Origin of the sequence: Rhizohabitans arisaemae (genome assembly GCF_025996515.1) — a bacterium.
Lineage (GTDB): Bacteria > Actinomycetota > Actinomycetes > Streptosporangiales > Streptosporangiaceae > Rhizohabitans > Rhizohabitans arisaemae.
The window spans coordinates 386,141-409,572 of the sequence record NZ_BLRH01000034.1 but is presented as its reverse complement, the minus strand read 5'-3'; the positions used below and the strand labels follow the sequence as shown (position 1 = coordinate 409,572).

Annotated in this window: 22 protein-coding genes; 10 read left to right on the top strand and 12 right to left on the bottom strand. The window is 72.5% G+C overall.

From position 1 onward, the window contains the following. Positions 1–202: 202 nt before the first annotated feature. The 4 genes from RUR_RS17350 to RUR_RS17335 all read right to left on the bottom strand — a co-directional run bounded on the left by RUR_RS17350 (position 203) and on the right by RUR_RS17335 (position 4,490). Positions 203–661 (bottom strand): hypothetical protein, encoded by a 459-nt coding sequence (locus tag RUR_RS17350; RefSeq protein WP_283136110.1) that lies wholly within the window; start codon positions 659–661, stop codon positions 203–205. Beyond that, a complete protein-coding gene (locus tag RUR_RS17345) occupies positions 658–1,221 on the bottom strand; it encodes a hypothetical protein (RefSeq protein WP_283136109.1) in 564 nt (187 codons plus the stop codon). The genes RUR_RS17350 and RUR_RS17345 overlap by 4 nt, the downstream gene beginning before the upstream one ends. 349 nt (positions 1,222–1,570) lie before the next feature. Beyond that, positions 1,571–3,040 carry an AAA family ATPase gene (locus RUR_RS17340; protein ID WP_283136108.1) on the bottom strand — a complete coding sequence of 490 codons (1,470 nt, stop codon included), beginning with the start codon at positions 3,038–3,040 and terminating at the stop codon, positions 1,571–1,573. 79 nt (positions 3,041–3,119) lie between these two features. After that, entirely contained in the window at positions 3,120–4,490 is a 1,371-nt protein-coding gene (locus RUR_RS17335) for a carotenoid oxygenase family protein (RefSeq protein ID WP_283136107.1), read from the bottom strand. Between the two features lie 88 nt (positions 4,491–4,578). Between RUR_RS17335 and RUR_RS17330 the strand changes: the two genes are divergently transcribed. From RUR_RS17330 to RUR_RS17320, 3 genes are all read left to right on the top strand, one after another. Next, on the top strand, positions 4,579–5,133 hold the full coding sequence (locus RUR_RS17330) for a PadR family transcriptional regulator (protein WP_283136106.1): 555 nt from the start codon (positions 4,579–4,581) through the stop codon (positions 5,131–5,133). Positions 5,134–5,262: 129 nt separating this feature from the next. Beyond that, entirely contained in the window at positions 5,263–6,261 is a 999-nt protein-coding gene (locus RUR_RS17325) for an alpha/beta hydrolase (protein ID WP_283136105.1), read from the top strand. Further along, positions 6,254–7,408 carry an acyltransferase family protein gene (locus RUR_RS17320; protein ID WP_283136104.1) on the top strand — a complete coding sequence of 385 codons (1,155 nt, stop codon included), beginning with the start codon at positions 6,254–6,256 and terminating at the stop codon, positions 7,406–7,408. The genes RUR_RS17325 and RUR_RS17320 overlap by 8 nt, the downstream gene beginning before the upstream one ends. Before the next feature lie 135 nt (positions 7,409–7,543). On the opposite strand, the gene RUR_RS17315 is transcribed toward RUR_RS17320, so the two are convergent. After that, positions 7,544–7,777 carry a hypothetical protein gene (locus tag RUR_RS17315; protein WP_283136103.1) on the bottom strand — a complete coding sequence of 78 codons (234 nt, stop codon included), beginning with the start codon at positions 7,775–7,777 and terminating at the stop codon, positions 7,544–7,546. Between the two features lie 649 nt (positions 7,778–8,426). Here RUR_RS17315 and RUR_RS17310 point away from each other — a divergent pair. From RUR_RS17310 to RUR_RS17285, 6 genes are all read left to right on the top strand, one after another. Beyond that, positions 8,427–8,975, top strand: a complete 549-nt coding sequence (locus tag RUR_RS17310; RefSeq protein ID WP_283136102.1) for a hypothetical protein — start codon at positions 8,427–8,429, stop codon at positions 8,973–8,975. A 56-nt stretch (positions 8,976–9,031) separates the two neighbouring features. After that, positions 9,032–9,568, top strand: a complete 537-nt coding sequence (locus RUR_RS17305) for a hypothetical protein (protein ID WP_283136101.1) — start codon at positions 9,032–9,034, stop codon at positions 9,566–9,568. A 322-nt stretch (positions 9,569–9,890) separates the two neighbouring features. Continuing rightward, positions 9,891–11,648, top strand: a complete 1,758-nt coding sequence (locus tag RUR_RS17300) for a CARDB domain-containing protein (RefSeq protein ID WP_283136100.1) — start codon at positions 9,891–9,893, stop codon at positions 11,646–11,648. A 339-nt stretch (positions 11,649–11,987) separates the two neighbouring features. Then, positions 11,988–12,530, top strand: coding sequence for a hypothetical protein (locus tag RUR_RS17295; protein WP_283136099.1), 543 nt, complete (start codon positions 11,988–11,990; stop codon positions 12,528–12,530). Between the two features lie 245 nt (positions 12,531–12,775). Continuing rightward, the gene (locus RUR_RS17290) at positions 12,776–12,982 is read left to right on the top strand and encodes a hypothetical protein (RefSeq protein WP_283136098.1); all 207 of its coding nucleotides are present in this window, start codon (positions 12,776–12,778) and stop codon (positions 12,980–12,982) included. Between the two features lie 312 nt (positions 12,983–13,294). Next, entirely contained in the window at positions 13,295–14,959 is a 1,665-nt protein-coding gene (locus tag RUR_RS17285) for an FAD-binding oxidoreductase (protein WP_283136097.1), read from the top strand. A gap of 157 nt (positions 14,960–15,116) precedes the next feature. On the opposite strand, the gene RUR_RS17280 is transcribed toward RUR_RS17285, so the two are convergent. Continuing rightward, positions 15,117–16,322: a hypothetical protein gene (locus RUR_RS17280; protein WP_283136096.1), complete on the bottom strand. Its 1,206-nt coding sequence runs from the start codon at positions 16,320–16,322 to the stop codon at positions 15,117–15,119. A 419-nt stretch (positions 16,323–16,741) separates the two neighbouring features. Further along, positions 16,742–17,152 (bottom strand): VOC family protein, encoded by a 411-nt coding sequence (locus tag RUR_RS17275; RefSeq protein ID WP_283136095.1) that lies wholly within the window; start codon positions 17,150–17,152, stop codon positions 16,742–16,744. A gap of 39 nt (positions 17,153–17,191) precedes the next feature. Between RUR_RS17275 and RUR_RS17270 the strand changes: the two genes are divergently transcribed. Continuing rightward, positions 17,192–17,764: an MMPL family transporter gene (locus tag RUR_RS17270; protein ID WP_283136094.1), complete on the top strand. Its 573-nt coding sequence runs from the start codon at positions 17,192–17,194 to the stop codon at positions 17,762–17,764. 370 nt (positions 17,765–18,134) lie between these two features. Here RUR_RS17270 and RUR_RS17265 read toward each other — a convergent pair whose 3' ends face one another. The 5 genes from RUR_RS17265 to RUR_RS17245 all read right to left on the bottom strand — a co-directional run bounded on the left by RUR_RS17265 (position 18,135) and on the right by RUR_RS17245 (position 23,175). Next, on the bottom strand, positions 18,135–18,575 hold the full coding sequence (locus tag RUR_RS17265) for a ribosomal protein L7/L12 (protein ID WP_283136093.1): 441 nt from the start codon (positions 18,573–18,575) through the stop codon (positions 18,135–18,137). A gap of 57 nt (positions 18,576–18,632) precedes the next feature. Further along, complete coding sequence (locus tag RUR_RS17260) at positions 18,633–19,424, bottom strand: NmrA family NAD(P)-binding protein (protein ID WP_283136092.1); 792 nt, start codon at positions 19,422–19,424, stop codon at positions 18,633–18,635. A gap of 179 nt (positions 19,425–19,603) precedes the next feature. Next, entirely contained in the window at positions 19,604–20,833 is a 1,230-nt protein-coding gene (locus RUR_RS17255) for an APC family permease (protein WP_283136091.1), read from the bottom strand. Between the two features lie 315 nt (positions 20,834–21,148). Further along, a complete protein-coding gene (locus RUR_RS17250) occupies positions 21,149–22,657 on the bottom strand; it encodes a PH domain-containing protein (protein WP_283136090.1) in 1,509 nt (502 codons plus the stop codon). Beyond that, positions 22,654–23,175 (bottom strand): PH domain-containing protein, encoded by a 522-nt coding sequence (locus RUR_RS17245; RefSeq protein WP_283136089.1) that lies wholly within the window; start codon positions 23,173–23,175, stop codon positions 22,654–22,656. The genes RUR_RS17250 and RUR_RS17245 overlap by 4 nt, the downstream gene beginning before the upstream one ends. Between the last annotated feature and the right edge of the window lie 257 nt (positions 23,176–23,432).

Genomic DNA, 23,432 nt, shown 5'->3' with positions numbered 1-23,432 from the left:
CCAAAATGCTCTGACTTCGGAAATACAGGGCAGTCAATTGATATTGCTAATCAGATTTCCGGAGAAATGCTGGAAAATTCACCAAACCTTCGCCTGTCGAAACGGGAAGCCGTGGTGTTTCCGTATTCACGTCGGAGGAGAGCTCCGTGGGTCGGCCCGGCCGGGTCGTCTCCCCGCCGAAACATCGCCGCGGCGATCCCGCTCACCCGTCGCCGGTCCCGGCCACGGACACCCGGGCACGGCCGGGGTGCCGCCGGCGCAGCAGCGGGCGGGCGGTGAGCAGGAGGCCGGCGAGCAGCAGGAGGGCCACGGCGATCCACTCTCGGGAGCCGCCGGGGCCGTAGACGTGCCCCCGGCGGCCGGTGTCGAAGGCGCGGGTTTGCCGGCCCTCGGTGAACATGTCCCGGTCGCTGCCGTAGAAGGCGACCGTCGCGCGGCGGACGGCGCCGTCGTCGGAGCGGAACTCCCCCAGCCAGGAGCACGACTCGTGTCCGGGGTGCCGCACGCATTCGACGCGGTGGGCGGTGAAGACTCCGGGCAGTCCGTCGGCGAAGGCCGCCGCCCGGGCCGGGGCGATGCCCGGTACGGCGAGCAGCACCAGCAGCAGGCCCGCGGCCGACACCACCGCGTCGAAGGCGCCGAACCGGCGGCCGGGTCTCACCCGGTGGCGACGGCGCAGGTGCAGCGGGCGGCGGTGCGCTCGGACTCCCGGGGGCGCCGGTGCAGCAGCATCGCGACCACCATCGGGGCGAAGACGAGCGCGTTGTAGAAGAGGTGGAGCTCCACCCGGGGGACGATCAGCTGGATGATGCTGGTGGGGGCGGGCCGGCCCAGGAGGTTGGCTCCGGCCAGTGCCTGGACGAGCAGGATCAGGTGCTCGAGGTGGTGCCATACCTGGATGCCGAGCGAGACGTTCCACCAGGTCCGCGCCCTGCCGGTGAAGCCGGGCCGCAGCAGGAGGAGCCCGACGAGCATGATCAGGGCGTAGCCGTAGTGCATCCACTCGGAGGTGACCAGCCAGGGGATGGGCACCCCCAGGACGCCCCGGGCCTCGGGCAGGGGCCAGCCCAGGACGTAGATCTGGACGGCCTGGGCCAGGTGCTCGGCCCAGTGGGCGACCACGATCACCAGGTAGACGCCGAGCGCGACCTTGTGGTGGCGCTCGTTGAGGGCGAGGAAGAGGCTTGCGGATCGAGGGGCCGGACCGCTGTGCGACGCCATGGGTGACCTCCGTTGTCTCGGATGGGAGCGTCGTCGGGGATGGGTGGGCCGGCTCCCGGGACCGCTCGGCGGTCTCCCGGTATGCCGACGGGCCGGTTTCAGCGGAATACAGACGCGTTTAAGTCAGGGTTTCATGGTTTCCCGGAATTCGGCGAGGCGGTGAGGTGATCTGAAAAGCAACTAATACCAATCAAGGACGGCTGTCAATGATTATCCGGATACGACACGGCGCCGACTTCGACGGGCATCCGAAAACACAATTCGGCTCCGAGTCCCGCCGGAATTCGGCCGTTCCCGGCCCGCCCGAATTCCGGTGACCCGACGGGCCGAATCCGGCGGCCGGAAAGGCTCAGGATCCCTCGTAGAGCCGGGCCGGGTCGACGAGCTGAAGGTCGTCCCGCCGCGACGCCTCCTCGGTGAGCGCGGGCATGAAACCGGTGCCGCTGAACAGCAGCAGCCGCACGTCGCCGGACGCCCGCCCGTCCCGGCCCGCCAGCAGGCGCCGGAGCCGTTCCAGGCGCTCCAGGTGCGCCCGGCCGAGCACGTCGCCGCTCTTGGCCTCGCCGATGGCCAGAATCCGCTCCGGCCCGTCGCCGTCCCGGCCGAACACCACGACGTCGAGCTCGTGGGTGGTCCGGTTCGCGGGGTCCGACAGGGTGCCCGAGGCGACCCGGGTGCGCCTCCCGCCGAGGGTGTCCGGCACCGCGTGCCAGCGCGCCCAAGTCCGGGCCAGATGCTCGAAGTGCGGTCCGAGGACGTGGTCGCGGAACCGGGCCTGGGAGCGGCTCCACACCTCGTCGGCGTATCCCGGACGTTCCAGGTCCGTCCACTCCGGGCGCATGATCGCGTGGTAGAAGGCGAGGATCGGCTCGGCGATCCGATACGCCGTCCGCTTCCCGTGGAACGCGTCCGGCTCGCGGATGATCATACCGACGTCCTCCAGCACGGTCAGCGCGTGACCGAGGTCGGTGGACTTGCGGCCCAGGTAGCCCGCGATGCCGCCCCGCGTGTGGTTGCCGTCGGCGATGGACGACAGCACGCCGTGGTAGAGGGCGGTGTCCCGGATCTCGGGCTCCTCGGCGAGGAGGAACCGCGCCTCCCGGAACAGCGGCCTGCCCGGGTTGAGCACGTTGCGCACCACCCACGGCCCGAAATCGGTCATGTCGCGGGGCGCGTCGCCGAAGGTGAACTCGCGCCGGTATGCGGGGGTGCCGCCGACGACCGCGTTGACCAGGAACGCCAGCCGCAGGTCGTCGATCTCCCAGAACCGCCGGGCGAGCCGGTAGTCCAGAGTGGGCACGACCAGGTCCAGGCTCGCCCTCCCCCGCAGCGGCGCGGTACCGGCGAGCAGTCCGCCCATGAAGGACAGCGCCGACCCGCACAGGAGCAGCCGGACCGGGGTGCCCGCCCGCTGCGCCTGCGGGCCAAGGGCCCGCTGGATCAGCGAAGGCAGCTGGGGGGACGCCTTGGCCAGGTAGGGGAACTCGTCGATCACCACCGGGGTCGGCCGGTCGCGCGCCAGCGACATCAGCACCTCGACGGCCTCGTCCCACCCCGCGAACCGGCGCGGGGTACCCTCCCCCAGGTGCCGCGCGATCGCCGTGCCGAACTGGTGGAGCGACTCGGCCTGGGTCGCCTCGGTCGCGGCGAAGAAGAACCCCCCGGTCGCCCGGCACACCGCGTCCAGCAGAAAGGTCTTCCCCTGGCGGCGCCGGCCCGACACGATCCCCAGTGTCGCCTCCGGCCCGGGGTACTCCGTGAACCTGGACAGCTCCGCCCACTCGTAGTCCCGGTCGAACATCCCCGCGGGCTTGTCCACGCGACCTCCTCAATGATAAGCCAACCTATTATAGGTCGGCTTATCATTGGATCCCGAGCGGCGCGGTGGCGGAGTCGCCCTACGACTCCAGGTCGGCGTCGTCGATCCAGGAGCCGTGGAATCCGAACGGCACCCTGCGGGGAAGGGTCACCACGGCCACCGGCGGCCCGGCGACGTCGGTGGCGTCCAGCACCAGCAGCTCGGACGGGCCCCCGTCCTCGCGGACGGTGACCGACAGCAGCCAGCCGTCGTCCTCGGCCCGGCCCGGGTCCGCCGAGGGCACGAACACGGCCTCGCCGGGGAGGGTTCCGGCGGGCATCGGGTGCTCGGCGACGGTGCCGCGGGCGGTGTCGAACTTCAGGATCCCGGCCTTGCCGGTGACGTCGGTCACCGCGTAGCGGTACCGGGCCTCGCGGCCGACCCGGGTGTCGTCGAGGGTGGGGAACTCGACGCTGCGGTCGTCCAGCGGGGTCTCGCCGACGGCACCGGTCGCCGGGTCCAGCGTCCAGCGGTGCCAGCGGGCCGCGCCGGTGGCGGCGGCGCCGGCCCCGGGGTCGGCGGCGTCCAGGCCGGGCGCGTCCCACATGGCCACCGCGTCGGCGGCGGAGTAGCGGGCGGCGTCCAACACGACCCGCCCGGCGGCGTCGACGTGGGCGTTGCCGACGTGGAACACGTAGGCGGGTTCCACCTCGAACCAGCGGACCTCACCGGGCCGGTCCAGCGGCATGACGCCGATCCGGGCCCCGTAGCCGTCGTCCCAGCCGTACGGCATGCCGGTGGACAACCGTTCGAGCTGGAACGTGATCGGCAGGTCCAGGAAGATCGCGTGCCGGTCGGTGACGGCGAAGTCGTGGATCATCGTCGGGCCGGGTACGGCGATCTCCGCGCTGACGGTGAGCTCTCCGGCGGCGGAGAGCCGGTGGTAGGTGAGGTACGGCGGCGCGAAGCCGTGCCCGTAGAAGTGCAGCTCGCCGGTGACCGGGTCGGCCTTGGGGTGCGCGGTCATGGCCGTGGTGAGGCGGCCCCCGAAGTCCAGCGGGCCGATCGTGGCCAGCTCCGGCGTGATCGCGTGCGGGAAGCTCCCCTCGTCCAGGGCCAGGATCCGGCCGGCGTGCGGGATCACGTGGGTGTTGGCGATCCCGACGGCGAGGTCGCGGGCACCGTCCGGGCCGATCGGGCTCCGGCCCTCCAGGGTGCCCGTGCGCACCCAGCGGTTGCGGTACCACTCGGCGCGGCCGCCGCGGAGCCGGATCCCGTGGATCATCCCGGGGCCGATGAACCAGTGCGGGGTGGTCTCGCCCGGTCGCGGGTTGGGTCCGTTGCGGAAGTAGCGGCCGTTGAGTTCGGGGGGCAGCGAGCCCCGGACCGGCAGGCCGACGGCGTCGATCTCGTCGGGTACGGGGGCCCGCGGCCCGGTGAGGTGCGGCGGGGGCTCATGGTCGGTGGTCATGCCGGGAAGCATGTACCAGTCATCTTTGACATGTCAATCTCGACATGTCAAAAGTGACATGTCGCTCCCCCTCCGATAGAGTGCGGGCATGTCCCTGCCCCACGCCTTGCTGGGCCTGCTCGCTCTCGAACCGCGGACCGGATACGAGCTCACCAAGATGTTCGAGGGCGACCTCAGCCGCTACGCCTGGCAGGCCGGGCACACCAACATCTACCCCGAGCTGGGCAAGATGGCGGCCGCCGGGCTCATCGAGGTGACGGCCGAGGGCGCCCGCGGCAGCCGGACCTACGCCCTGACCGCGCGGGGACGGGCCGAGCTGCGCTCCTGGATGATGGACCCGCCCCAGACGGGGGGCAAGGTCCGCAACGTGGAGGTGCTGCGGATGTTCCTCATCCCCACCCTCTCCGTCGCCGACTCGCTCACCCTGCTGCACCGGCTCGCCGACCAGGCCGCGGCCGAACTCGACCACATCGAGGCCTCGGTGAAGAACGCCGAATTCCGGCCCGGCCACGAGTGGTTCGGCGTGCTCGCCGCCGAGTTCGGGGCGCTCCAGTACAAGGCCATGCGCGAGTGGGCGCTCTGGGCGATCGAGCAGCTGTCCACCGCGGGAAAGGCGGCGGACCCGCCCCCGGCCGCCCCCTGACCGGGCCGGACCGGCCCGGGCCGGCGAGGCGTCAACCCTCAGGCGTAGGTCCCCGGCTCTAGCGGGCCGTATCGAATGCCCTCTGTGGGCTGATGTGTCACAGGCGTCGTCCACGGCATCGTCGGGAGGGTGCTCGACGACCGTAAACCCCATGCCCCGGCGGCCTCGCGAACGCCCCGGCCCGGCGGCCGGCTGCGCCGCGCGGTGCTCACCCTGATCGTCCTCGCCTCGGTGAGCGTGCCGGTCATGGGCCGGGCCCACACCGGCGCCGTCGCGGCGCCCGGCCCGGTCGCCTTCCTCCGGCTGCCCGCGATGACCCCCGAGGCGCTGGCCGAGCGGTACGCGGCAGGCCGGCAGGCCGTCGAGGCGGCCGAGCGGATGGCCGTCGCGCACGGCCATCGGAGCCGGGCCGGGGCCCTGCGCGCCCTGTCCGACCCGGCGCGGCGGTTGCTGTACTTCGACGGCCGTGGCGGGGGCCGCGCCGTGGAGGTGCACGGCGACCTGCCGAGTGCCGAGCGGATCGCCGTGCTGGTCCCCGGCTCCGACACCAACCTGGACAAGTACGGCCTGCTGCACGGGGGTGCGCTGCGCCTGCGGCGGGAGCTCGGGGACACCGCCGCCGTGATCGCCTGGCTCTACCGGACGCCCGCCACCGGAAGCCTGGCGGCGCTGACGGCCGGACTCGCGGACGAGGCCGCCCCCGACCTGCGCGCCTTCATCGGGGATCTCGCCGCGGCCCGGCCCACGGCCCGCGTCTCCCTGCTGTGCCACTCCTACGGCACGGTGGTCTGCGCCCGGGCCGCGCCCGGGCTTGAGGTCGGCGACATCGTCCTGTACGGCAGCGCGGGCACCGGTGCCGACGACGTCGCCGCGCTGCGCACCCGGGCCAGGGTCTGGGCCGGGCGGAGCGGCGGCGACTGGATCGCCCATGTGCCCTACACCCGGCTCCGCCTGCCGTTCACCACCGTGGGGTTCGGCACGGACCCGGTCTCCCCGCGGTTCGGCGCCCGGGTCTTCGCGGCGGGCGACGGCGGCCACAGTGACTACCTGCGCGACGGGACGTCGCTGCGGAACATCGCCCGGATCGTCTCCGGCCGGGCCCCGTCCGAGGCGGGCCGCGGTGAATGACCTGGTCCGGCGGATGGAGGCGGCCACCCCGCCCGGCCGCGACCGCGCCGTCGACGCGCTGCGCGCCCTGGCCGTCGGCGGTGTGGTGCTCGGCCACTGGCTGGTGACCGCGCTGTTCGCCGACAGCGGGCGGCTGCACGTCACCAGCCCGCTGCGGCACCTGCCCGAGCTCGCCCCCGTCACGTGGCTGCTGCAGACGATGGCGATCTTCTTCCTGGTGGGCGGGCAGATGGCGGCCGCCGGGCACGCCCGTGCCCGGGACCGGGGCCAGACGTTCCCCCGGTGGCTGGCCGCCCGGATGAACCGGCTGCTCCGGCCGGTCGTTCCCGTGGTGGCGGTGTGGGGTGCGGCGGCGGTCGCGATGCTCGCCGCCGGGACCGATTCGGACACCGTGTACAAGCTGGTCAAGCTGGTGCTGTCCCCGATGTGGTTCCTGCTGGTCTACGCCGCGCTCACCGCGGCTACCCCGCTGGTCGCGCGGCTGCACCCGCTCTGGCCGCTGGCCGTCGTCGCCCTGGTCGACCTGATCCGGTACGGACTCGGGGGGCCCGCCTGGCTCGGCTGGGCCAATGTGGCCGCGGGCTGGCTGGTCCCGTACTGCCTGGGTGCGGCCTGGGCCCGGGGTAAGCTGCGCCGGCGGGCGACCGGCTGGGCGCTGCTGCTCGGGGGCGGTGCCGCAGCCGCGGTGCTCGTGGTCTGGGCCGGATATCCGGCCGCCATGGTCGGTGTGCCCGGAGCCCCGATCTCCAACCAGTCCCCGCCGACCCTGGCGGCCGCGGCCTTCGGGCTGGCCCAGTGCGGAGCGGCCCTGCTGCTGCAGGGGCCGCTGCGCCGGGCGCTGCGCCGCCCCGCCGCCTGGGCGGCGACGCTGCTGGTCAACCTCTCCGCCATGACGATCTTCCTCTGGCATCAGACCGCGTTGATCGGCGTCACCGCGGTCGGCCTGCTCTCCGGTTCGGCGCTGCCCGGCCTGCACACCGTCCCGGGCGATCTGGGCTGGGTGGCGGCCCGCCTGGCCTGGCTCCCGGTGTTCGCGGCGGCGCTGCTGGTGTGCCGGGCGGCGTTCCACACCTACGAGCGCGGGCGGCCGTGTCGTGGCGGAGCCGCCACAGCAGTCGTCCGCGCAGGGAGTGGGCGGGGTCGGTGAAGAGCGTCTCCAGCCGGGCGACCGGGATGGAGCGGTCGCCACGGCGGGCAGGTTTGCGGCGCTGCAGGCGGCGGGCCGGGCTGGTGGCCGGCGGTTCCTGGCGCTGGGCCCAGGTGGTGAAGGCGACGAGCGCGGTCAGGTGGCGGCGGCCGTGCTCTCCCCGCCCGCCGTCATCGCGGCGTAGCGGTCGGGGGTCAGGGCGACGGGATGCGCCGGGCCGACGACGGCGATCAGCCGGGCAGGGGTCTCGGCGTAGCCGGCGCGGGTGGTGGCCGCGGTGATGGAGTCGAAAGAACATTCGACCGCCGGCCCGATCCCGGCCGTGGTCGTCGCGCCGGTGGCCGGGGCGGGCCGGTCGGGGAGGGTCACTGTGACACATGGTGCAGGTTCTGTGTCGCACACCCGCGGGGTGATTTGGGTTGGGCTTGATGGCCTGGTTTGGGATCGCTGCTTGGGGTGGCGCAGGCCGGGGCTTGGCGCTTGCCGGTCCTGGTTGTGATGGTTTGCCCCGGTTGCTGATGTCCGGATGCGGCCAGCGGAATCGCGGATGGCGTCAGGTGTCTTGCCGGGGCTGGGGGACGGGCGCACCATTGTGCGGACAGGTACCGCCCATCGCAAACCCGACCCCGGTTTCCCCGCCTCGCAGGCGCTTTGCGTCTGAGCCGTACCGTACGGCGCGGGCACGCCGCCGCTGAGTGGCGTGCTTTCATGCGCTGTTTCATTGCTTGCCGATAGTCCGGTCTGCGTGTCCGCTGCGCCGGGTGCGTGCGCGCGCTGTCACGGATCCGCTTCATCGGGTGGCCGCCCGCCGGGGCGGGGCCTGGATGAGATGTAGATGTATGTGGATGTGAGGAGGACTCGTCGACCTTCCTCGGCCCCTGCCGCGCCCGTGCCGGACGCGCCTTGACCGCAGCGCGGCTACACGGCAGGTCCGCCACCAGGCTGCCTATTCCTTTCCGACCCTGCGTCGGCGCGCCCGGGACGATGTGCTGTGGCGCCCCGAGAGGAGCACCCTCCCATGACCCCCCTCACCCGCCTGCTCGCCGCCCTGCTCAGCGCGCTCCTGGCAGCGGCGATGCTCACCGCGCCCGGCACCGCGGCCTCCGTGGCGCCGGCGGGCCCGCTGGAGATCACCTGCACCCCGCCCAGCGGCAACATCGCCACCTTCACCCCGCCGCTGACCCTCACCCCGCAGACCGTCACCGTCGCCAACTCCGCCACCTACAGTCCGTGCGTCTCCGCCACCCAGCCGGCGGTGACCTCCGGCACCCGATCCAACCTCAACACCCAGACCCGCAGCTGCCTGGACCTGCTCACCTCCGGAACCGTCACCTTCACCATCACCTGGAACACCGGCCAGACCTCCACCGTCTCCGGCACCACCACCACGAGCACCGCCGGCGCCGCCATCGTCTTCACCACCACCGGAACCGTCACCACCGGCCTGTTCGCCGGCAGCTCGGTCGCGCAGGTCAACACCGCGCCCTCGGCCGACATCCTGCTGTGCACCGCCGGCCTGGGCACCGTCTCCGGTGTCACCTCCCTGGTCACCCTGACCATCACGTGATGCACCGCGGAGCCCGCCCGGCAAACCCCGCAACCACCACGAAGGGACACGACACCATGACCCGCCTGGCCGCCGTCCTGCCGGCCCTCATCCTCGCGGCCGCCGCGCTCGCCCTGCCCACCCCGGCCCGCGCGGCCTCCTCCACCACCTGCACCGGCACCAGCCACGTCACCTTCAGTCCCGGCCTGACCCTCACCCCGCAGAACGTCACCGTCACCGAGACCGACACCGTCCCGTCCTGCACCTCCACCGACCCCACCATCACCGGCATCGTCACCGGAGGCCCCTTCTCCTACCCTGTCCCGGGCGCCTCCTGCAACCACGTCGAGCTCAACCCCGCCGGCGGCGGCCAACTCGTCCTCCACTGGAACAACGGACAGACCTCCACCCTCACCGGCCTCCTCAGCACTCTGACCGCCACCGGCGGCATCGTGCAGAACACCGCCGCCGGCACCGTCACCGCGGGCCAGTTCACCGGCGCCACCGCCGTCATCACCTGGGCCTACCTCCTCGTCAACCCCCTGCAATGCCTGACCCCCGGAGGCCTCACCGCCCAGGACGGCACCATCGTCCTCCAGATCACCGGCCTGTGAGCCGAGCTTCAGCCACCCCCCAACCAACCGCCAAAGCCGGCCCGCCCCTGTCGATGGCGATCTCAAAGAGGGCGCTGACCAGCGCTCATGACCCTCGCACGTACGTCGTGACGGCTTCGCCGGCGACAGGCCGGCACATGGAAAGGGAACCCGCATCATGCATCTCTCGCTCCTGGCACGAGCACATCGCCTAGCCCGCGCGGCCGTCGGGCTGCGCCGCGATGGGCTCCCACGCACCACGACCGCGCCGGAGACCGGGGAGGGAGCTGAATTCGGCCGGGTTGTGAATCACCGCCGACGGCCGCTCGGGTGGCTCACCCGCATGACGGTCGCGCCGCTGCTTGCCCTGACCGGCCTGGCCGTGGGCGTTCCGCCCGCGCACGCCGCCTTCCCCGGCGCCAATGGCAAGATCTTCTACAGCCTGGCCTCGGGCAGCGGCCCCGGCGACCCCGCCGACCTGTACTCCGTCAACCCCGACGGCACCGGCGCCACCCAGCTCACCAGCGGCTCCGCCGACGACAGCTTTCCCGCCACCTCCCCCGACGGCTCGACCGTCATCTTCAGGCGCAACGCCGGCAGCGGGGGCGAGATCTATTCCATGAACGCCGACGGCACCGGCATCACCCAGCTGACCACCGGGGCCGGGGTCGGCTTCGGCACCATGAGCTTCTCCGGTGACGGCGCCCGGATCGTCTATGCTGCGCCCGGCAGCGGCCTGGTGGTGATGGACGCCGACGGCAGTAACGCCGCCGCGATCGGCACCGGCACCTCGGCCCACTCGCCCGTCTGGTCATCCGACGGAACCAAGATCGCCTACGTGCTGGGCAGCGGCGTCTACAGCATCAACCCCGACGGCACCGGCAGCACCCTGCTGGCCGGCGGCGTCTCCGGCCAGCAGGCGGCCAAGCCGAGCTGGGCCCCCGACGGCAGCAAGATCACCTACCAGAACGCCGTCTTCCCCGTGGTCAACCAGATCTATGTGATGAACGCCGACGGCACCGGCAAGACCAACATCTCCAACGACAGCGGCAACTCCTACTTCGCGCCGCTGTGGTCCCCGGACGGCACCAAGATCGCCTTCAGTCGCGGCGGTTCCCTGTGGACGATGAACGCCGACGGCACCGGCAAGACCAACGTCTTCACCGGCGCTCCCGGGAACTTCACCGACTGGGCGGTCGGCGCGGCCGGCGTGGACCTGGGCGTGGTGGTGGCCGACTCGGCCGACCCGGTCAACCTCGGCACCACCTTCACCGACACCGTCACCGTCACCAACAACGGCCCGGCCACCGCCACCGGGACCACCGCGTCGATCACCCTGTCCGGCGTCTCGACCGGCATCCTCTCGGCCACCGGCAGCCAGGGCTCGTGCACGGTCACCGGCTCGGTCTCCTGCAACCTGGGTAGCCTGGCCTCCTCCGCCTCGGCGACCGTCACCCTCACCCTGTCCCCGGCCGCGACCGGTACCGTCACCGTCACCGTCACCGTAGACGCCACCGAGAACGACCCCACCCCGGGTAACGACAGCGACGCCGAGAACACCACCGTGGCCAACGGGCTGGGCTGCACCGTCACCGGCACCAACGGCAACGACACCAACCTGGACGGCACCAACGGCGCCGATGTGATTTGCGGGCTGGCCGGCAACGACACCATCGAGGCGGGCAACAACGGCGACACCGTTTACGCCGGTCCCGGCAACGACACCGTCGACGGCGGCAACGGCGACGACACCCTGTACGGCGGCGGCGGCAACGACGCCATGGGCGGCGGCAACGGCGCCGACCACCTCCACGGCGAAGCGGGCAACGACACCAACGACGGCGAAACCCTGCTCGGCGGCCTGCTCCACCTGTTCGACAACGGCGCCGACCACATCTACGGCGGACCCGGCGACGACACCCTCGACGGCCAGAACGGCAACGACGTCCTGCTGGACCACGACGGCACCGACGACATGAGCGGCGGCCCCGGCAACGACGACATCGACGTCCAAGACGGCAGCGGCGGCGACGCCGCCAACGGCGGCCTCGGTACCGACACCTGCGCCGCCGACGCGGGCGACACCACCACCAGCTGCTAACCCACACCCGCGCCCGCCCCCGGGCAACATCCTCCCCGGGCTTACCGGTAGCCCGGCTCAAAGAACCCACGATGTCGAAGGAGCCACGATGGCCTCCCTCAGCCTCCGGTGCGCCCGCGGCGGCACCATCGCCTTCCAGATCATGGGCCTGTTCTAACCCCGCCGCCGGTGCCCGGCCCGGGAACCCCGGGCCGGGCACCGGCGGCACCCCCGCCATTGCCAACCGCCCGGCACCCCACCTCCAGCCCACCACACCCGTATCGCGACGGTCACCTCCGACCTGACCGTCGCCCGCCACGCCCTGCCATGGGCCGGTCGATTCGAAAGGGAGTGCTGTCCATGCACCGCCTGCGCCGCCCGCTCGCCCTGCTCTCCACCCTCCTGCTCGCCCTGGTCGTCAGCGGCACCCTGCCCACCGCGGCCTCCGCCAGCGGGCCCGAAGTCACCTGCACCCTGCCTAGCAGCAATATCGTCACCTACAACCCGCCGCTCAGCTCGACACCGCAGTCGGTGACGGTGACCACCACCTACCAGTACAGCTCCTGCGTCTCCACTACCCAGCCCGGCCTGACCTCCGGCACCCGCACCACGGTCTCGACGCAGACGCGAAGCTGCCCCGACCTGCTCACCAACGGCACCTTCACCCTCACGATCAACTGGAACACCGGACAGTCCTCCACCGCCACCGGCAGCTACAGCGCCGTCAGCGCAGGCGTGGCCATCGTGCTGACCCTGACCGGAACCGTCACCTCCGGCCTGTTCACCGGCAGCAACTTCCTCCAGGTCAACACCGCCCCCTCGGCCGAGGTCCTGCTGTGCACCGCCGGCTTGGGCACCCTGTCCGGCCTCGGCTCTCAGGTCAGCCTGCAGATCACCTCCTGACACCCTCATAGATCCCGCCCAGCCCCCTACACCGCCACCACGAAGGGCCGGATGCCATGGCACGCCTTGCCGCCCAGGACGGCACCATCGCACTCCAGATCACCGGCCTGTAAGCCAAGCCGCAGCCGGCTCATGTACATGAGCGATCACGGCCGTCCTGCGAGCAGGCGATCCACCCGCCGGGCGCCGCGCGACTCCCGGCACGCTATCCGGTACGTCACCCCAGACGTCGCGCGGCGGCCGGCATGAGCGCGGCGCCGAAGGTCGCCGCGCCGCGCGGCGGACACGTTGCGCTCGCCGCATTCTCCGACGCCTTCCCGGCCCCCTCGCGCACGGCCAACCCCAACACCCGCCGCGCCTACGCCTCGGCCGTCGACCGCGTCATCGCCCTGCTCGGCCGTGACCGGCCGCTCGCCGCGCTATCGGGAGGACTCCACGCCGCACGCCCTTGAGGTCGTCGTCCGCCTCCCCGCCCACTCCGAGCGCACGTAGCCCTGATCGTCGGCGGGTACGGGCAGAGCCTGGCCGGCCGCGGTGCTCGACGGCGGCCGGGACCCCGGTGCTGGTCGCCGAGGGGACACCGGCGGCGGTGTCGTGGCCTTCGGCCCCACCCGCGGGTTCGGTACGCCGGTCATCCGTCCGGTGGGGCGGATCATCCGTTCGGTGGGGCGCAGGCTCCACCCGCCGTTCATGACATCGGTTGATGTGCGCCGTGCCGCCGGATTGGGAGGCTGACCACCTCCAGTCGGAAAGGAGCACAACATATGGCAGAAGTGCGCGACGGGACGACGAGCCCGCCGGACGGAGGGGCGGTGAGTCGTCGCGGGATCCTCTCGGGGGTGGGTGCCGCGGCGATCGCGGCGATCGCCGTGACGGCCGACCCGTGGCGTGCCGACGCCGCGTCGGGGGCGCCGGAGACGGCGGGGTTCGGACCGGTGACGGTACGTCCCGGGGACTTCCGCTACGACAATCTGCTGCGTGGCAACAACTTCCGGTTCGCCGGGCGGCCGGAGGAGATCCGCGTGGTCGGGTCGACCGATCAGGTGGTGCGCGCGGTGTCGGAGGCGGCGCGGTCCGGTCGGCGGGTCGCGGTGCGCAGCGGCGGGCACTGCTTCGAGAACTTCACCGCCGATCCGGCGGTACGGGTGCTGCTGGACCTCTCCCCCATGGACGCGGTCGGCTACGACGCCGGTCGGCGGGCGTTCGCCGTGCAGCCCGGAGCCACCCTCGGCCACGTGTACCGGACGCTGTTCAAAGGCTGGGGCGTGACGGTCCCCGGGGGCAGCTGCCCGGGAGTGGGCGCCGGCGGGCACTTCGCGGGCGGCGGGTACGGGGCGCTGTCCCGGCTCCACGGTTCGGTCGTGGATCACCTGTACGGGGTGGAGGTCGTGGTGGTCGACCGCCACGGCACCGCCCGCGCGGTGGTCGCCACCCGCGAGCCGGACGACCCGCACCGCGACCTGTGGTGGGCGCACACCGGCGGGGGCGGCGGCAACTTCGGCGTGGTCACCCGCTACTGGCTGCGTACGCCCGGCGCCGCCGGCACCGACCCGTCCCGGCTGCTGCCCAGGTCGCCGCGGCGGATGCTGCAGCACGTGGTCTTCTGGTCCTGGGAGGAGCTGACCGAGCGGTCGCTGACCGGGCTGCTGCGCAACTTCGGGACCTGGCACGAGCGCCACAGCGCGCCCGGCTCGCCGTACGCCGGGCTGTACGGGATCCTCCAGGCGTCGCACCGCGCCGGCGGATCGGTCATGCTGGTCGCGCAGATCGACGCGGACATCCCCGGCGCCGAGGGCATGGTGACCGGCTTCGTGGCCGCGGTGACCGCCGGCCTCGACCTGGGCCCGGGGGCCGAGTTCCGGCAGACGATGCCGTGGTTGCACCGGATGACCTGGCCGGGCAGCGGCGAAGCGGGGGACGTGGTCAACCGGCGGTACAAGATCAAGGCCGCCTACCTGCGTCGCTCGTTCACCCAGGCCCAGCTCGCGGCCGTCCACCGCAACCTGACGAACTCCACCGGCGGGGCGGACGCCGGCCTCACGCTCATCGGCTACGGCGGCCAGGTCGGCGCGGTGGCGCCCGCGGCCACCGCGATCGCCCAGCGGGACGTGGTCATGAAGGCGGTCTACCAGACCGTCTGGGGTGAGGAGAAGGACGACGCGGCCAACCTCGCCTGGATCCGCGGCTTCTACCGCGACGTGTACGCCGACACCGGCGGCGTGCCGGTGCCCGGCGAGGTCAGCGACGGCTCCTACATCAACTACCCGGACGCCGACCTGGCCGACCCGGCGTGGAACACCTCGGGGGTGTCCGCCCATCGGCTCTACTACAAGGAGAACTACCCACGCCTTCAGCGGGTGAAGGCCCGGTGGGACCCGCGCGGCGTGTTCCGGCACGCCCTGGCCGTCGAACCGCCGGAGGCCGGCTGACCGGCGCCGGGACGGCCGGTCGCCGCCACCGCCGGGACGGGAGGACGCGGCCGTACCCGTCCCGCTGCGGACCCGCTGTCTCCACGGGCGGGCGCGGGGCCACCCCGACCGGCCGTAAGCCGGTGAGTCGCCTCCCGCCAGGCAGGTGTACGGCGGGTCAGGAGCGCATCCAGATCCAGCCTGTGCTGTCCTCTTCGTAGTCGGGTTCGCTGCCCACCGCGATCATCCGTTCGCTTCCCGGAACCTTCGCGAGGTCGGCGACTTCGTCCGGCCACGAGGTGCCGGGGGGAGCTCCCTCGTCCGTCCAGCCCCCGTCGTAGCGCAGAATCCGCTCCGAACCGCCGAAGAGCGCGGCGACCCAGAAACCGCCGCGCCCGTCGGCGGCGATCGTGGTGAAGGCATCGTGGCGGTACACATCATCACGGGAGTGGTCTTTGCGCGGGACGTCCATCACTGTCCACCGCCGCCCGTCCCAGCGCAGCACGACGGGTTCACCTCTGTCGGAGTTGGAGTTATCGGACTCCGTACCGCCGGATGTGGTCGAACTCACCAAGCCCCCCACCACCCACACCTCCCTGGGGGACACAGCCGCGATGTCGTACAGGAAGGTGACCTGTCGACTGCCGGGCCTGACATCATGCCCGCGGATTTCCGGATACCCCGGGTAGCCCGGGATCAGGGAGTGCCAGGTGGTGCCGTCCCAGTGGATGATCGCGGAATCGCCCACCGCCCACACGTCGTTCGGCGACAGAGCGCTGAACCCCTCGATCTTGTTGCCGCCGGGAGTCGGCTGGTAGTCCGTCCACTTCCCGGCCTTCCATCGCATGAGGAAGGCCTGATAGTCGGGGCTTGCGTCGCGGAGCGCTCCCGTTATCCAAAACTCGTCGGGCGCCGTCGCGACCGCGGCTTCCAGCAGACGCCCGGACGGGCCCTTCACGTGAGTCCAGCCGCGGCCGGTCCAGCGCCACGCCTGCGCGTCCTCGCCGAACACCCACACATCGCCGCGCGGCGAGACGGAGACCACCCGCGGGGATTTCGGCCCCCGGGGGACGACCTCGGCCCACCGTCGGCCGTTCCACCGCAAGACGACCGGGTTCTCCGCGTGCTCCGTCCCCACCACCCAGACGTCCTTCGGCCCCGTGGCCGCGACGCTCCACATCCCGCCCGCTTCCCCGAACTCCTTCGGGACCCGGGTCCATCGGTTCGGCCCCGGCGATATCTCCACCGGTGCGGGGAACGCGATCGCCTCGCGGGAGGGCGCGGTCGGCGTGGAAGCCCGGTTTTCCGGGGGCGGCTCGGTTGCCCGGCAGCCCGTGGCCAGCGTGAGCGTCACCACCGCGATGACCAGAAACCTTGACGGCATGCCGGGAGCCTAGAGCGTGAGGCGCGTGTTTCACGAGCCTTCCGCAAAACGTGATCATTCGGTTCGGAGGTCACGGAGCGTGAGGCCGTCGCCGTTCGGGCCCGGCGCGGTGGGCGAACTCGTCGGCGCCGGTGCTTGTCGCCGAGGTGCACCGGCGGCGCCGTGGCCTTCCGCCCGACCTGCGGGCCTGGCCCGCAGGTCGTCCGATCGGAGCGGCGCAGGCTCCAGCTGCCGGTTCACGGCATCGGTTGATGCGTGCCCCGCCGGGTCGGCAGGCCGACCACCTCCGGCACGCCTTGGCCGTCGAACCGCTCCAGGCCGGCTGACCGGCGCCGGGTCGGCCCGTCACCGCGTGGCGGGGTGTCCGCGCCACGCGGCGGCTCGCCGTCACGGCCGGGACGGCAGGGTGCGGCCGGGTGTCATGCGCCGGCCGGGTCCACGCCCTCGGCGACCGGGCCGTTCCAGTCGACGAGCTGCACGATGACCCCGCCCGGGTCGCGCACCTGGAAGGCGCGCTCCCCCCACGGCTCCTCGGTGAGGGGCATGGTGATCGCCACGCCCTCGGCCTCCAGGCGGGCCAGCTCGCCTTCCAGGTCGTCGACGACGAAGGCGAGGATCAGGCCTTGGGCGTGGTCGTCCCGCTGGTCGGCGGGGAGGGACTCCCGGCCTCGGCGCAGGAAGATCACGTTCATGCCCGAGTCCTCCCTGGCCAGGGAGGAGAAGCCGTCGGCGGACATCTGCTCGGTGAATCCGAAGTGGCGGGTGAGGAAGTCGCTGGACGCCGGGACGTCGTCGACGTTGAGCGAGACTGCCGAAGCGGTGATGCGCAAGAGAATCCCTCTCGGTAGGAAATCTTCGTACAAAGTACAATGTACTTTGTACGACGTTTTGTTCCCGCCGGATGTTCCCATGCGGAGACCGAGACTTCCGGGGACGCGGGCCCGTGCCCGAGAGCCGACGCCCGGCTGGACGTCGGCGTGGCCGGGACGGCCCCGGTGCAGCCGGCGGTGGAGAAGACCTCGGGCGAGGACCTCCTCCGCGCCGAGCTGATCGTCGCCCCGGTCACCCTGGTGCCGGTGTTCGGCAGCGCGGTCGCGGCGCCGCTCCCGCCGTTCGTCGAGCTGATCTCGGTGATGTCCGCCACGGCGGTGCTGCGGCCGCTGTCGGAGGTGACCGAGGTGTCGGTGTTCGCGATGAACGTCACCGTCGCGCCGGGCCCGGGTCCGGCCATCGACGACAGCCTGTTCGTCGTGGGCCGTTTCCGGGACGGGCCGGAGGCGGTGCGGACGGCCGGGCGGAGGAGGTGTTCTCGGCGCTCACCGTGGCGCTGTCGCCGTCGGCCCTGCCGGCGTTCCCCCTGTACTTCTTCGGTTCGATCGCCTACGGCGGTATCGCGGTGGTGGTGCTCCCCGCGCTGCCGGCGCTGCTCGGGCATCGGGTGAACCGGTTCGACGTGCCGAGGCGGGCCCGGCGGCGGCCGGCGCTCGGGGTGATACGCCGCCCGGTGGCGATCGCGGTGACGGTGTTCCTGCTGTTTCTGGGCCTGCCGTTTCCCTACGGTGTCGTTCGGCCCGGCCGACGAACGGGTGCTGCACGGTGGGGACGCGACGCCGGTGCGGGGGCTGCCGGTCCCGCAGTTCATGCGGTCGGCGGGCCGGGCGAACCGGTGGGCCCCCGGCCCCGCCGCACCGTCGGCACGACCGGTTCGGACCACGGGAGGCGACCGAGACGCCGGACGCCGCCGAGCCCGCCGGTGCGTTCCGGGCCCGGTACGGCCTGCGCTGCCGCAGGCCGTACCCCGCTCGGTTTCGGCTACAGGGCCTGGATGAAGTGTTCGGCCTCGTCCTGGCCCATGCCGGTCTCGCCGCGGATCAGGTGGATCGCCTGTTCGGTACGGCCTGCGGCCGTGAGCTCGCGTACCCGGGTGGCGAGGTCGGGCACGGCCACGGCCCGGCGAGGCGGGACGTAGCGCCCGGCCTCCATCTGGTCGGCCACGTGCTTGGCCTGCTTGAGGCCGAGCCCGGTCTCCTCCCGGATCAGTTTGATGGCCTGGATCTTCTTCCCGTTTTGGATGAGGGCCATCGCGCGCGTCTCGAAATCCGCCCCCGGCACGGCGGGCGGAGACCCTGCCACCGGAATGGACTGCTTGACGACCCTCCGCCGGAAGATCATGACAACCCCCAAGACGATCGCTACGGGGAGGCCCACCACGCCGAGCCACAAGATCAGCTCTACCGGACCCAGATTAGGCATATCCCGATCTTACGTCGGCGATGCCGGAAATCACCGTGCCGCAGGAGCGGGCGATGCCTACCGGCTGGGCCAGGTGGCCGCGACGTAGTCGGCGAAGGAACGCGGTTCCCGGCCGAGGGCCCGCTTCACCCCGTCGCTGATGTACTCGCTGCGGCCCTCGGCGATGTCCTCCAGCGTCGCCGTGAGCACCGTGGCGAGCTCGCCGGGGAACCCGTGCCCGATGAGCTGTTCCCGGAAGTCGGCGAGTTCGATGTGCAGGTAGCGGATCGGCTTCCCGGTCGCCTCGGCGATCATCTCGACGGCGGTGCGCATCGAGATCGCCTCCGGGCCGGAAAGGTCGTAGGTCTGGCCGTCGTGCCCGTCGGCGGTGAGCGCGGCGACCGCCACGTCGGCGATGTCCTCGGCGTCGATGAACGGCTCACGCCCCTCCCGGGTGGGCAGGGCGATCTCCCCCGCCTCGACGCCCGGGGCGAACAGGTCCTCGCTGAAGTTCTGCGCGAACCAGGTGGGCCGCAGGATCGTCCACTCCCGGGCCCGGTTCCGCACCGCGTCCTCGGCCGGATGCCAGGCCATTCCCCGCGCCGACAGCAGGACCACGCGGCCGGTGAAACCGCGGAGCAGCCGGTCGATCTCCTCGGTCGGGTCGGCGCTGAGGGGCGGGGCCATCAGGTAGAGGGCCGAGACGCCGTCCAGCGCCGCCGGCCAGGTGCCGGGGTCGTCCCAGTCGAAACGCGTCTCCCCGTTCCGGGAGGCGGCCCGCACCGGGTGGCCCAGGTCGCGCAGGCGGGAAACGATACGGCGGCCGGTCTTTCCGGTTCCGCCGAGTACGAGAATCTGCTTGTCGGTCATGAACCCATCCCAGCAGCGGAAAGCGGGCCACCCCATAGGCAGGGCGCTGAAGAACATAAGCGATCGTCTACGGGGAGGGGTAGCGGGTGGTGTGCCACTGGTCGGAGCGGTTGCCTGTCGGGTGTTCGGTGGAGTCGCCGACCACCCGCGCCGTGGATTTCGCGGGGCCGTCGCGCCGATCAGGACCGGTTCGGCCCGGTGCGCAGACCGTAGAAGACCGCGCCCACGGCCAGGACCGCCGCCCCCCAGACCACCGAGGTCGCCGGGAGGGCGAACGCCAGCACCAGGCAGCCCGCAACCCCGGCGACCGGGACGGCCCGCGCGGGACGCCCCTCGGCGCGGGTGAGCGTCCACGCCGAGGCGTTGGCCACGGCGTAGTAGACGAGCACGCAGAACGAGGAGAACCCGATCGCCCCCCGCAGATCGGCCGTGGCCGCCAGCACCGCGACCACCGCGCCGACGGCCGCCTCGGCGCGGTGCGGCACCCCGAAGCGGGGGTGGACGGCGGCGAGTCCGTGCGGCAGGCGCCGGTCGCGGGCCATCGCCAGGACGGTGCGCGACACCCCCAGGATCAGCGCCAGCAGCGAGCCGAGCGCCGCCACGGCGGCGCCGGCCGCGACGACCGGGACCATCCAGGCCGCGCCTGCGGCCCGTACGGTCTGCGACAGTGGCGCCTCGGCGGCCGCCAGCCCGCCGGGGCCAAGCACCGCCAGGGCGGCGACGGCGACCACGCCGTAGACGGCGAGGACGATGCCGAGAGCCAGGCCGACGGCGCGCGGGATGGTACGGGCCGGGTCGCGGACCTCCTCCCCGAGGGTGGCGATCCGCGCATACCCGGCGAAGGCGAAGAACAGCAGCCCCGCCGCCTGCAGGACACCGCCGACGGTGACGTCCGAGCCGATGCGCAACCGGGCCGCCTCGGTCGTGGGTGCGGTGAAGGCGACGGTTGCCACGGCGGCGAGCACCGCCAGGACCACGGCGACGATCGCCCGGGTCAGCCAGGCTGCCTTGCGGACGCCGAGGTAGTTGACCGCGGTCAGTGCGACCGTCGCGGCGACCGCCACAGTGTGCGCCCGCTCGGGCCAGAGATAGAAGCCGACCGTGAGCGCCATCGCCGCGCAGGACGCGGTCTTGCCGACGACGAACCCCCAGCCCGCCAGGTAACCCCAGAACGCGCCAAGGCGTTCCCGCCCGTAGACGTAGGTGCCGCCGGAGGCCGGATACCGGGCGGCCAGCCGCGCCGAGGAGGTCGCGTTGCAGTACGCGACCACGGCTGCGATCGCGAGCCCGATGATCAGCCCGGCCCCGGCCGCCTGCGCCCCCGGGCCGAGCGCGGCGAACACCCCCGCGCCGAGCATCGACCCGAGCCCGACCACCACGGCGTCGAACAGGCCCAGGTGCCGTCTCAACTTCCCCGGTTCCGCCGGTGAGTCCACCCGATCGCCCCCTCGCCCCCATCGATCCAGGTCGATCATGTCAGCCGGGGGTTGTCCCGCCCGGCCGGGGAGCCGCGAAACCCTGGCCCCGCCGATGCGAGGACCGCCGCGTTCCCGGCGTCGACCCGGGTCGGTGAGATCAGGGGATCGTGGCGGAGATCGTGCGGGCCGGGGCGGCGGTGGCCCTCGACGGTTCTCCGGAGCGTCCGCCGGGAGTGATCGGCTCATCGGGCCGCTTCGATCGATGCGGTGAACACTCGCCTCGGTGTCGGAGCGGTACAAAGCCGATCATGGCGCTTCCTCTTGTTCCCGCTGCGAGGATGCCGGAATCAGGAACTGCCGGAGGAGGCCGGGGACGGATTCGTCGGCGAAGCGCATGCCTTCGGGGAGCAGCACGTCTTTGACGTGGTAGGCGCCGCGCCCGCCCGCGGTGGTCGCGGTGACCTTGCACAGGCCGGAGCGGCGGTGCCAGGCCCACTGGGTGACGGTCCAGCCGATCACGCCGTCGCGGCGCAGGGCGATGGTGCGCCGTTTGAGGGTGCCGTGCCTGGTGACCAGGTAGCGGCCGGTGACGCCGTGGCCCAGGTTGCGGGCGGCGTCGAAGGAGAAGGGGATGCCCGCGGCGCAGACGGCGACCCCCGTGATCCAGCCGACGGTGATGAGCACCGGGGTGAGCAGCACGCCCAGAAGGATCAGCAGGCCCGCCAGGGCCGCGCCCGTGACGAGGGTCCAGCGCAGGCGCCGGGTCAGCGCGTGGCGGGTGTGCGGGATGAGGCGGACGGCCTCGGTGGGGTCCTCCTCCTCGCGCAGGACCGCCGCGGCGACCCGGTGGGCTTCGCCGAGGGGCGCGGGCGGGAGCAGGGCGCTCGCGTTGTAGATGCTGTTCTCCTCCTCGACGGTGCCCGTGCCGGTGGCCACCGCGTAGGTGTAGGCGCCGCCGCCCCAGCGCAGCAGCAGCGGCTCGGCGATCTCCACGCCGCGCAGCCGTTCCTCCTCCAGGGTGACCGAGCGGGTGACGAACAGGCCCCGGGTGGCGCGCAGGGCGCCGTTCGGCTCGCGGAGCAGCCGGAAGTCCCACCACATCTCGACGTACAGGCCGAGTGCGCCGACGATCCCGACCAGCAGCACGGCCAGTGCGAACAGGGTGAGGACCGGGAGCAGGTCCACGGTGCCAAGCCAGGAGAACAGCTGCGGGATGAGCACGGTGTCGGGGTCTGCTCCGAGGATGTCCAGCAGTTCGTAGGTGCCGCCCACGGCGCTGCCGGCCAGCAGGAGCACCCAGGCGGACAGGGGTGCGAACCGCAGCCAGCGCCAGTCGATCCGGGCGACGACGTCCTGCTCGCCGGCGTCGGCGCCGCGGATCAGCCTCCGGCGCATCGCGTCGGCGTCCGGTACGGCGAGGGCGTCCAGGGTGAGGGCGGCGCCCGCCGGGGAGCCGCTGTGGTGGCCGGTGCCGACCTTGACGACGGCGATGCCGAAGAGGCGGTGGATCGGGTTGGCGCTCACGTCGACGCTGCGTACCCGGGGCCGCGGGATCGATCGGTGGCTGCGTACCAGGACGCCCGTCCTGAGCTCGACGAGCTCGGGGGTGAGTCGGTAGGCGGTCTTGATCCAGCGGAGCGCTTCGTAGCCCGCGACGGCGAGGATCGGGAACGGCACGGCCAGGTGCAGCCACCAGGGGGCGTCCCGCCACCACATGATCGCCGCGGCGGTGGCGATCAGGAGTGCGCACCAGGTGCCGGTGGCCCCGATGACGCGTGGATCCAGGCGTCGCCAGTCCTCCCCGGGTTCGGTCACGTCGCGTCCCCGGAGGCGGCCTGGGTGATCACGGTCAGTTCCTCCACCAGTCCGCGGGCGAACTCGTGGTCGAGTCCGTCGATTCTGACCGGGCCGGCGGCGGAGGCGGTGGTGACGACGACGGTGGAGAGCCCGAACATCTGCTGGATCGGGCCCCGTACGGTGTCCACGGTCTGGATCCGGGACAGCGGGGCGACCCGCCACAGCTGGCGCACCCACCCGGCCCGGGTGAACACCGCGTCCCCGGTGGTTTCCCAGCGGTGCACCCGGAACCGCCAGATCGGCATCACGGCGATGTAGATCAGGCCGGGGCCGCCGATGATCGCCGCGGAGAGCAGCAGCCACGGGCGGGCCGGCGGGATCAGGACGGCGAGCAGGACCAGGATGAGGATCGGCGGGAGCACGGTGACGACGGCCTGGACCGTCCACCAGGCGATCGAGCGCCGCTCCGCCCGGTGACGCGGGGGGCGCAGAACGAGCTCCTCGCCGCTGTGGCGGTCGGGCGGAGTGGGGGCCATGCGCTGCTCCGAGGCATCGGTGTCGATCGATGGTGGATAAATCATCCTAAGCGGCGGATTGCCGGGACGTCGTTCATCCGCGCTCAGCTCTTCCCCGCGCAGCGGGACGATCACGCGTCGGCACCCCGCCCCGGCCAGGATTCCCCGGCCAGGACCCGGGATGGGGCGCCCCGCGCGACTTGCCCGTCGATCGGCTGCCGCGACGCCGCCGCGGCGGACGGTGGCGGCCCGCCGCGGCCGGACGGTCCGGGGCGCGC

Bases quoted from the DNA above. Each gene is read 5' to 3' on its own strand.
- RUR_RS17345 (WP_283136109.1), bottom strand. From the start codon at position 1,221: ATGGCGTCGCACAGCGGTCCGGCCCCTCGATCCGCAAGCCTCTTCCTC.
- RUR_RS17335 (WP_283136107.1), bottom strand. From the start codon at position 4,490: ATGACCACCGACCATGAGCCCCCGCCGCACCTCACCGGGCCGCGGGCC.
- RUR_RS17330 (WP_283136106.1), top strand. From the start codon at position 4,579: ATGTCCCTGCCCCACGCCTTGCTGGGCCTGCTCGCTCTCGAACCGCGG.
- RUR_RS17310 (WP_283136102.1), top strand. From the start codon at position 8,427: ATGACCCCCCTCACCCGCCTGCTCGCCGCCCTGCTCAGCGCGCTCCTG.
- RUR_RS17305 (WP_283136101.1), top strand. From the start codon at position 9,032: ATGACCCGCCTGGCCGCCGTCCTGCCGGCCCTCATCCTCGCGGCCGCC.
- RUR_RS17300 (WP_283136100.1), top strand. From the start codon at position 9,891: ATGACGGTCGCGCCGCTGCTTGCCCTGACCGGCCTGGCCGTGGGCGTT.
- RUR_RS17295 (WP_283136099.1), top strand. From the start codon at position 11,988: ATGCACCGCCTGCGCCGCCCGCTCGCCCTGCTCTCCACCCTCCTGCTC.
- RUR_RS17290 (WP_283136098.1), top strand. From the start codon at position 12,776: ATGAGCGCGGCGCCGAAGGTCGCCGCGCCGCGCGGCGGACACGTTGCG.
- RUR_RS17285 (WP_283136097.1), top strand. From the start codon at position 13,295: ATGGCAGAAGTGCGCGACGGGACGACGAGCCCGCCGGACGGAGGGGCG.
- RUR_RS17280 (WP_283136096.1), bottom strand. From the start codon at position 16,322: ATGCCGTCAAGGTTTCTGGTCATCGCGGTGGTGACGCTCACGCTGGCC.
- RUR_RS17270 (WP_283136094.1), top strand. From the start codon at position 17,192: ATGTACTTTGTACGACGTTTTGTTCCCGCCGGATGTTCCCATGCGGAG.
- RUR_RS17265 (WP_283136093.1), bottom strand. From the start codon at position 18,575: ATGCCTAATCTGGGTCCGGTAGAGCTGATCTTGTGGCTCGGCGTGGTG.
- RUR_RS17260 (WP_283136092.1), bottom strand. From the start codon at position 19,424: ATGACCGACAAGCAGATTCTCGTACTCGGCGGAACCGGAAAGACCGGC.
- RUR_RS17245 (WP_283136089.1), bottom strand. From the start codon at position 23,175: ATGGCCCCCACTCCGCCCGACCGCCACAGCGGCGAGGAGCTCGTTCTG.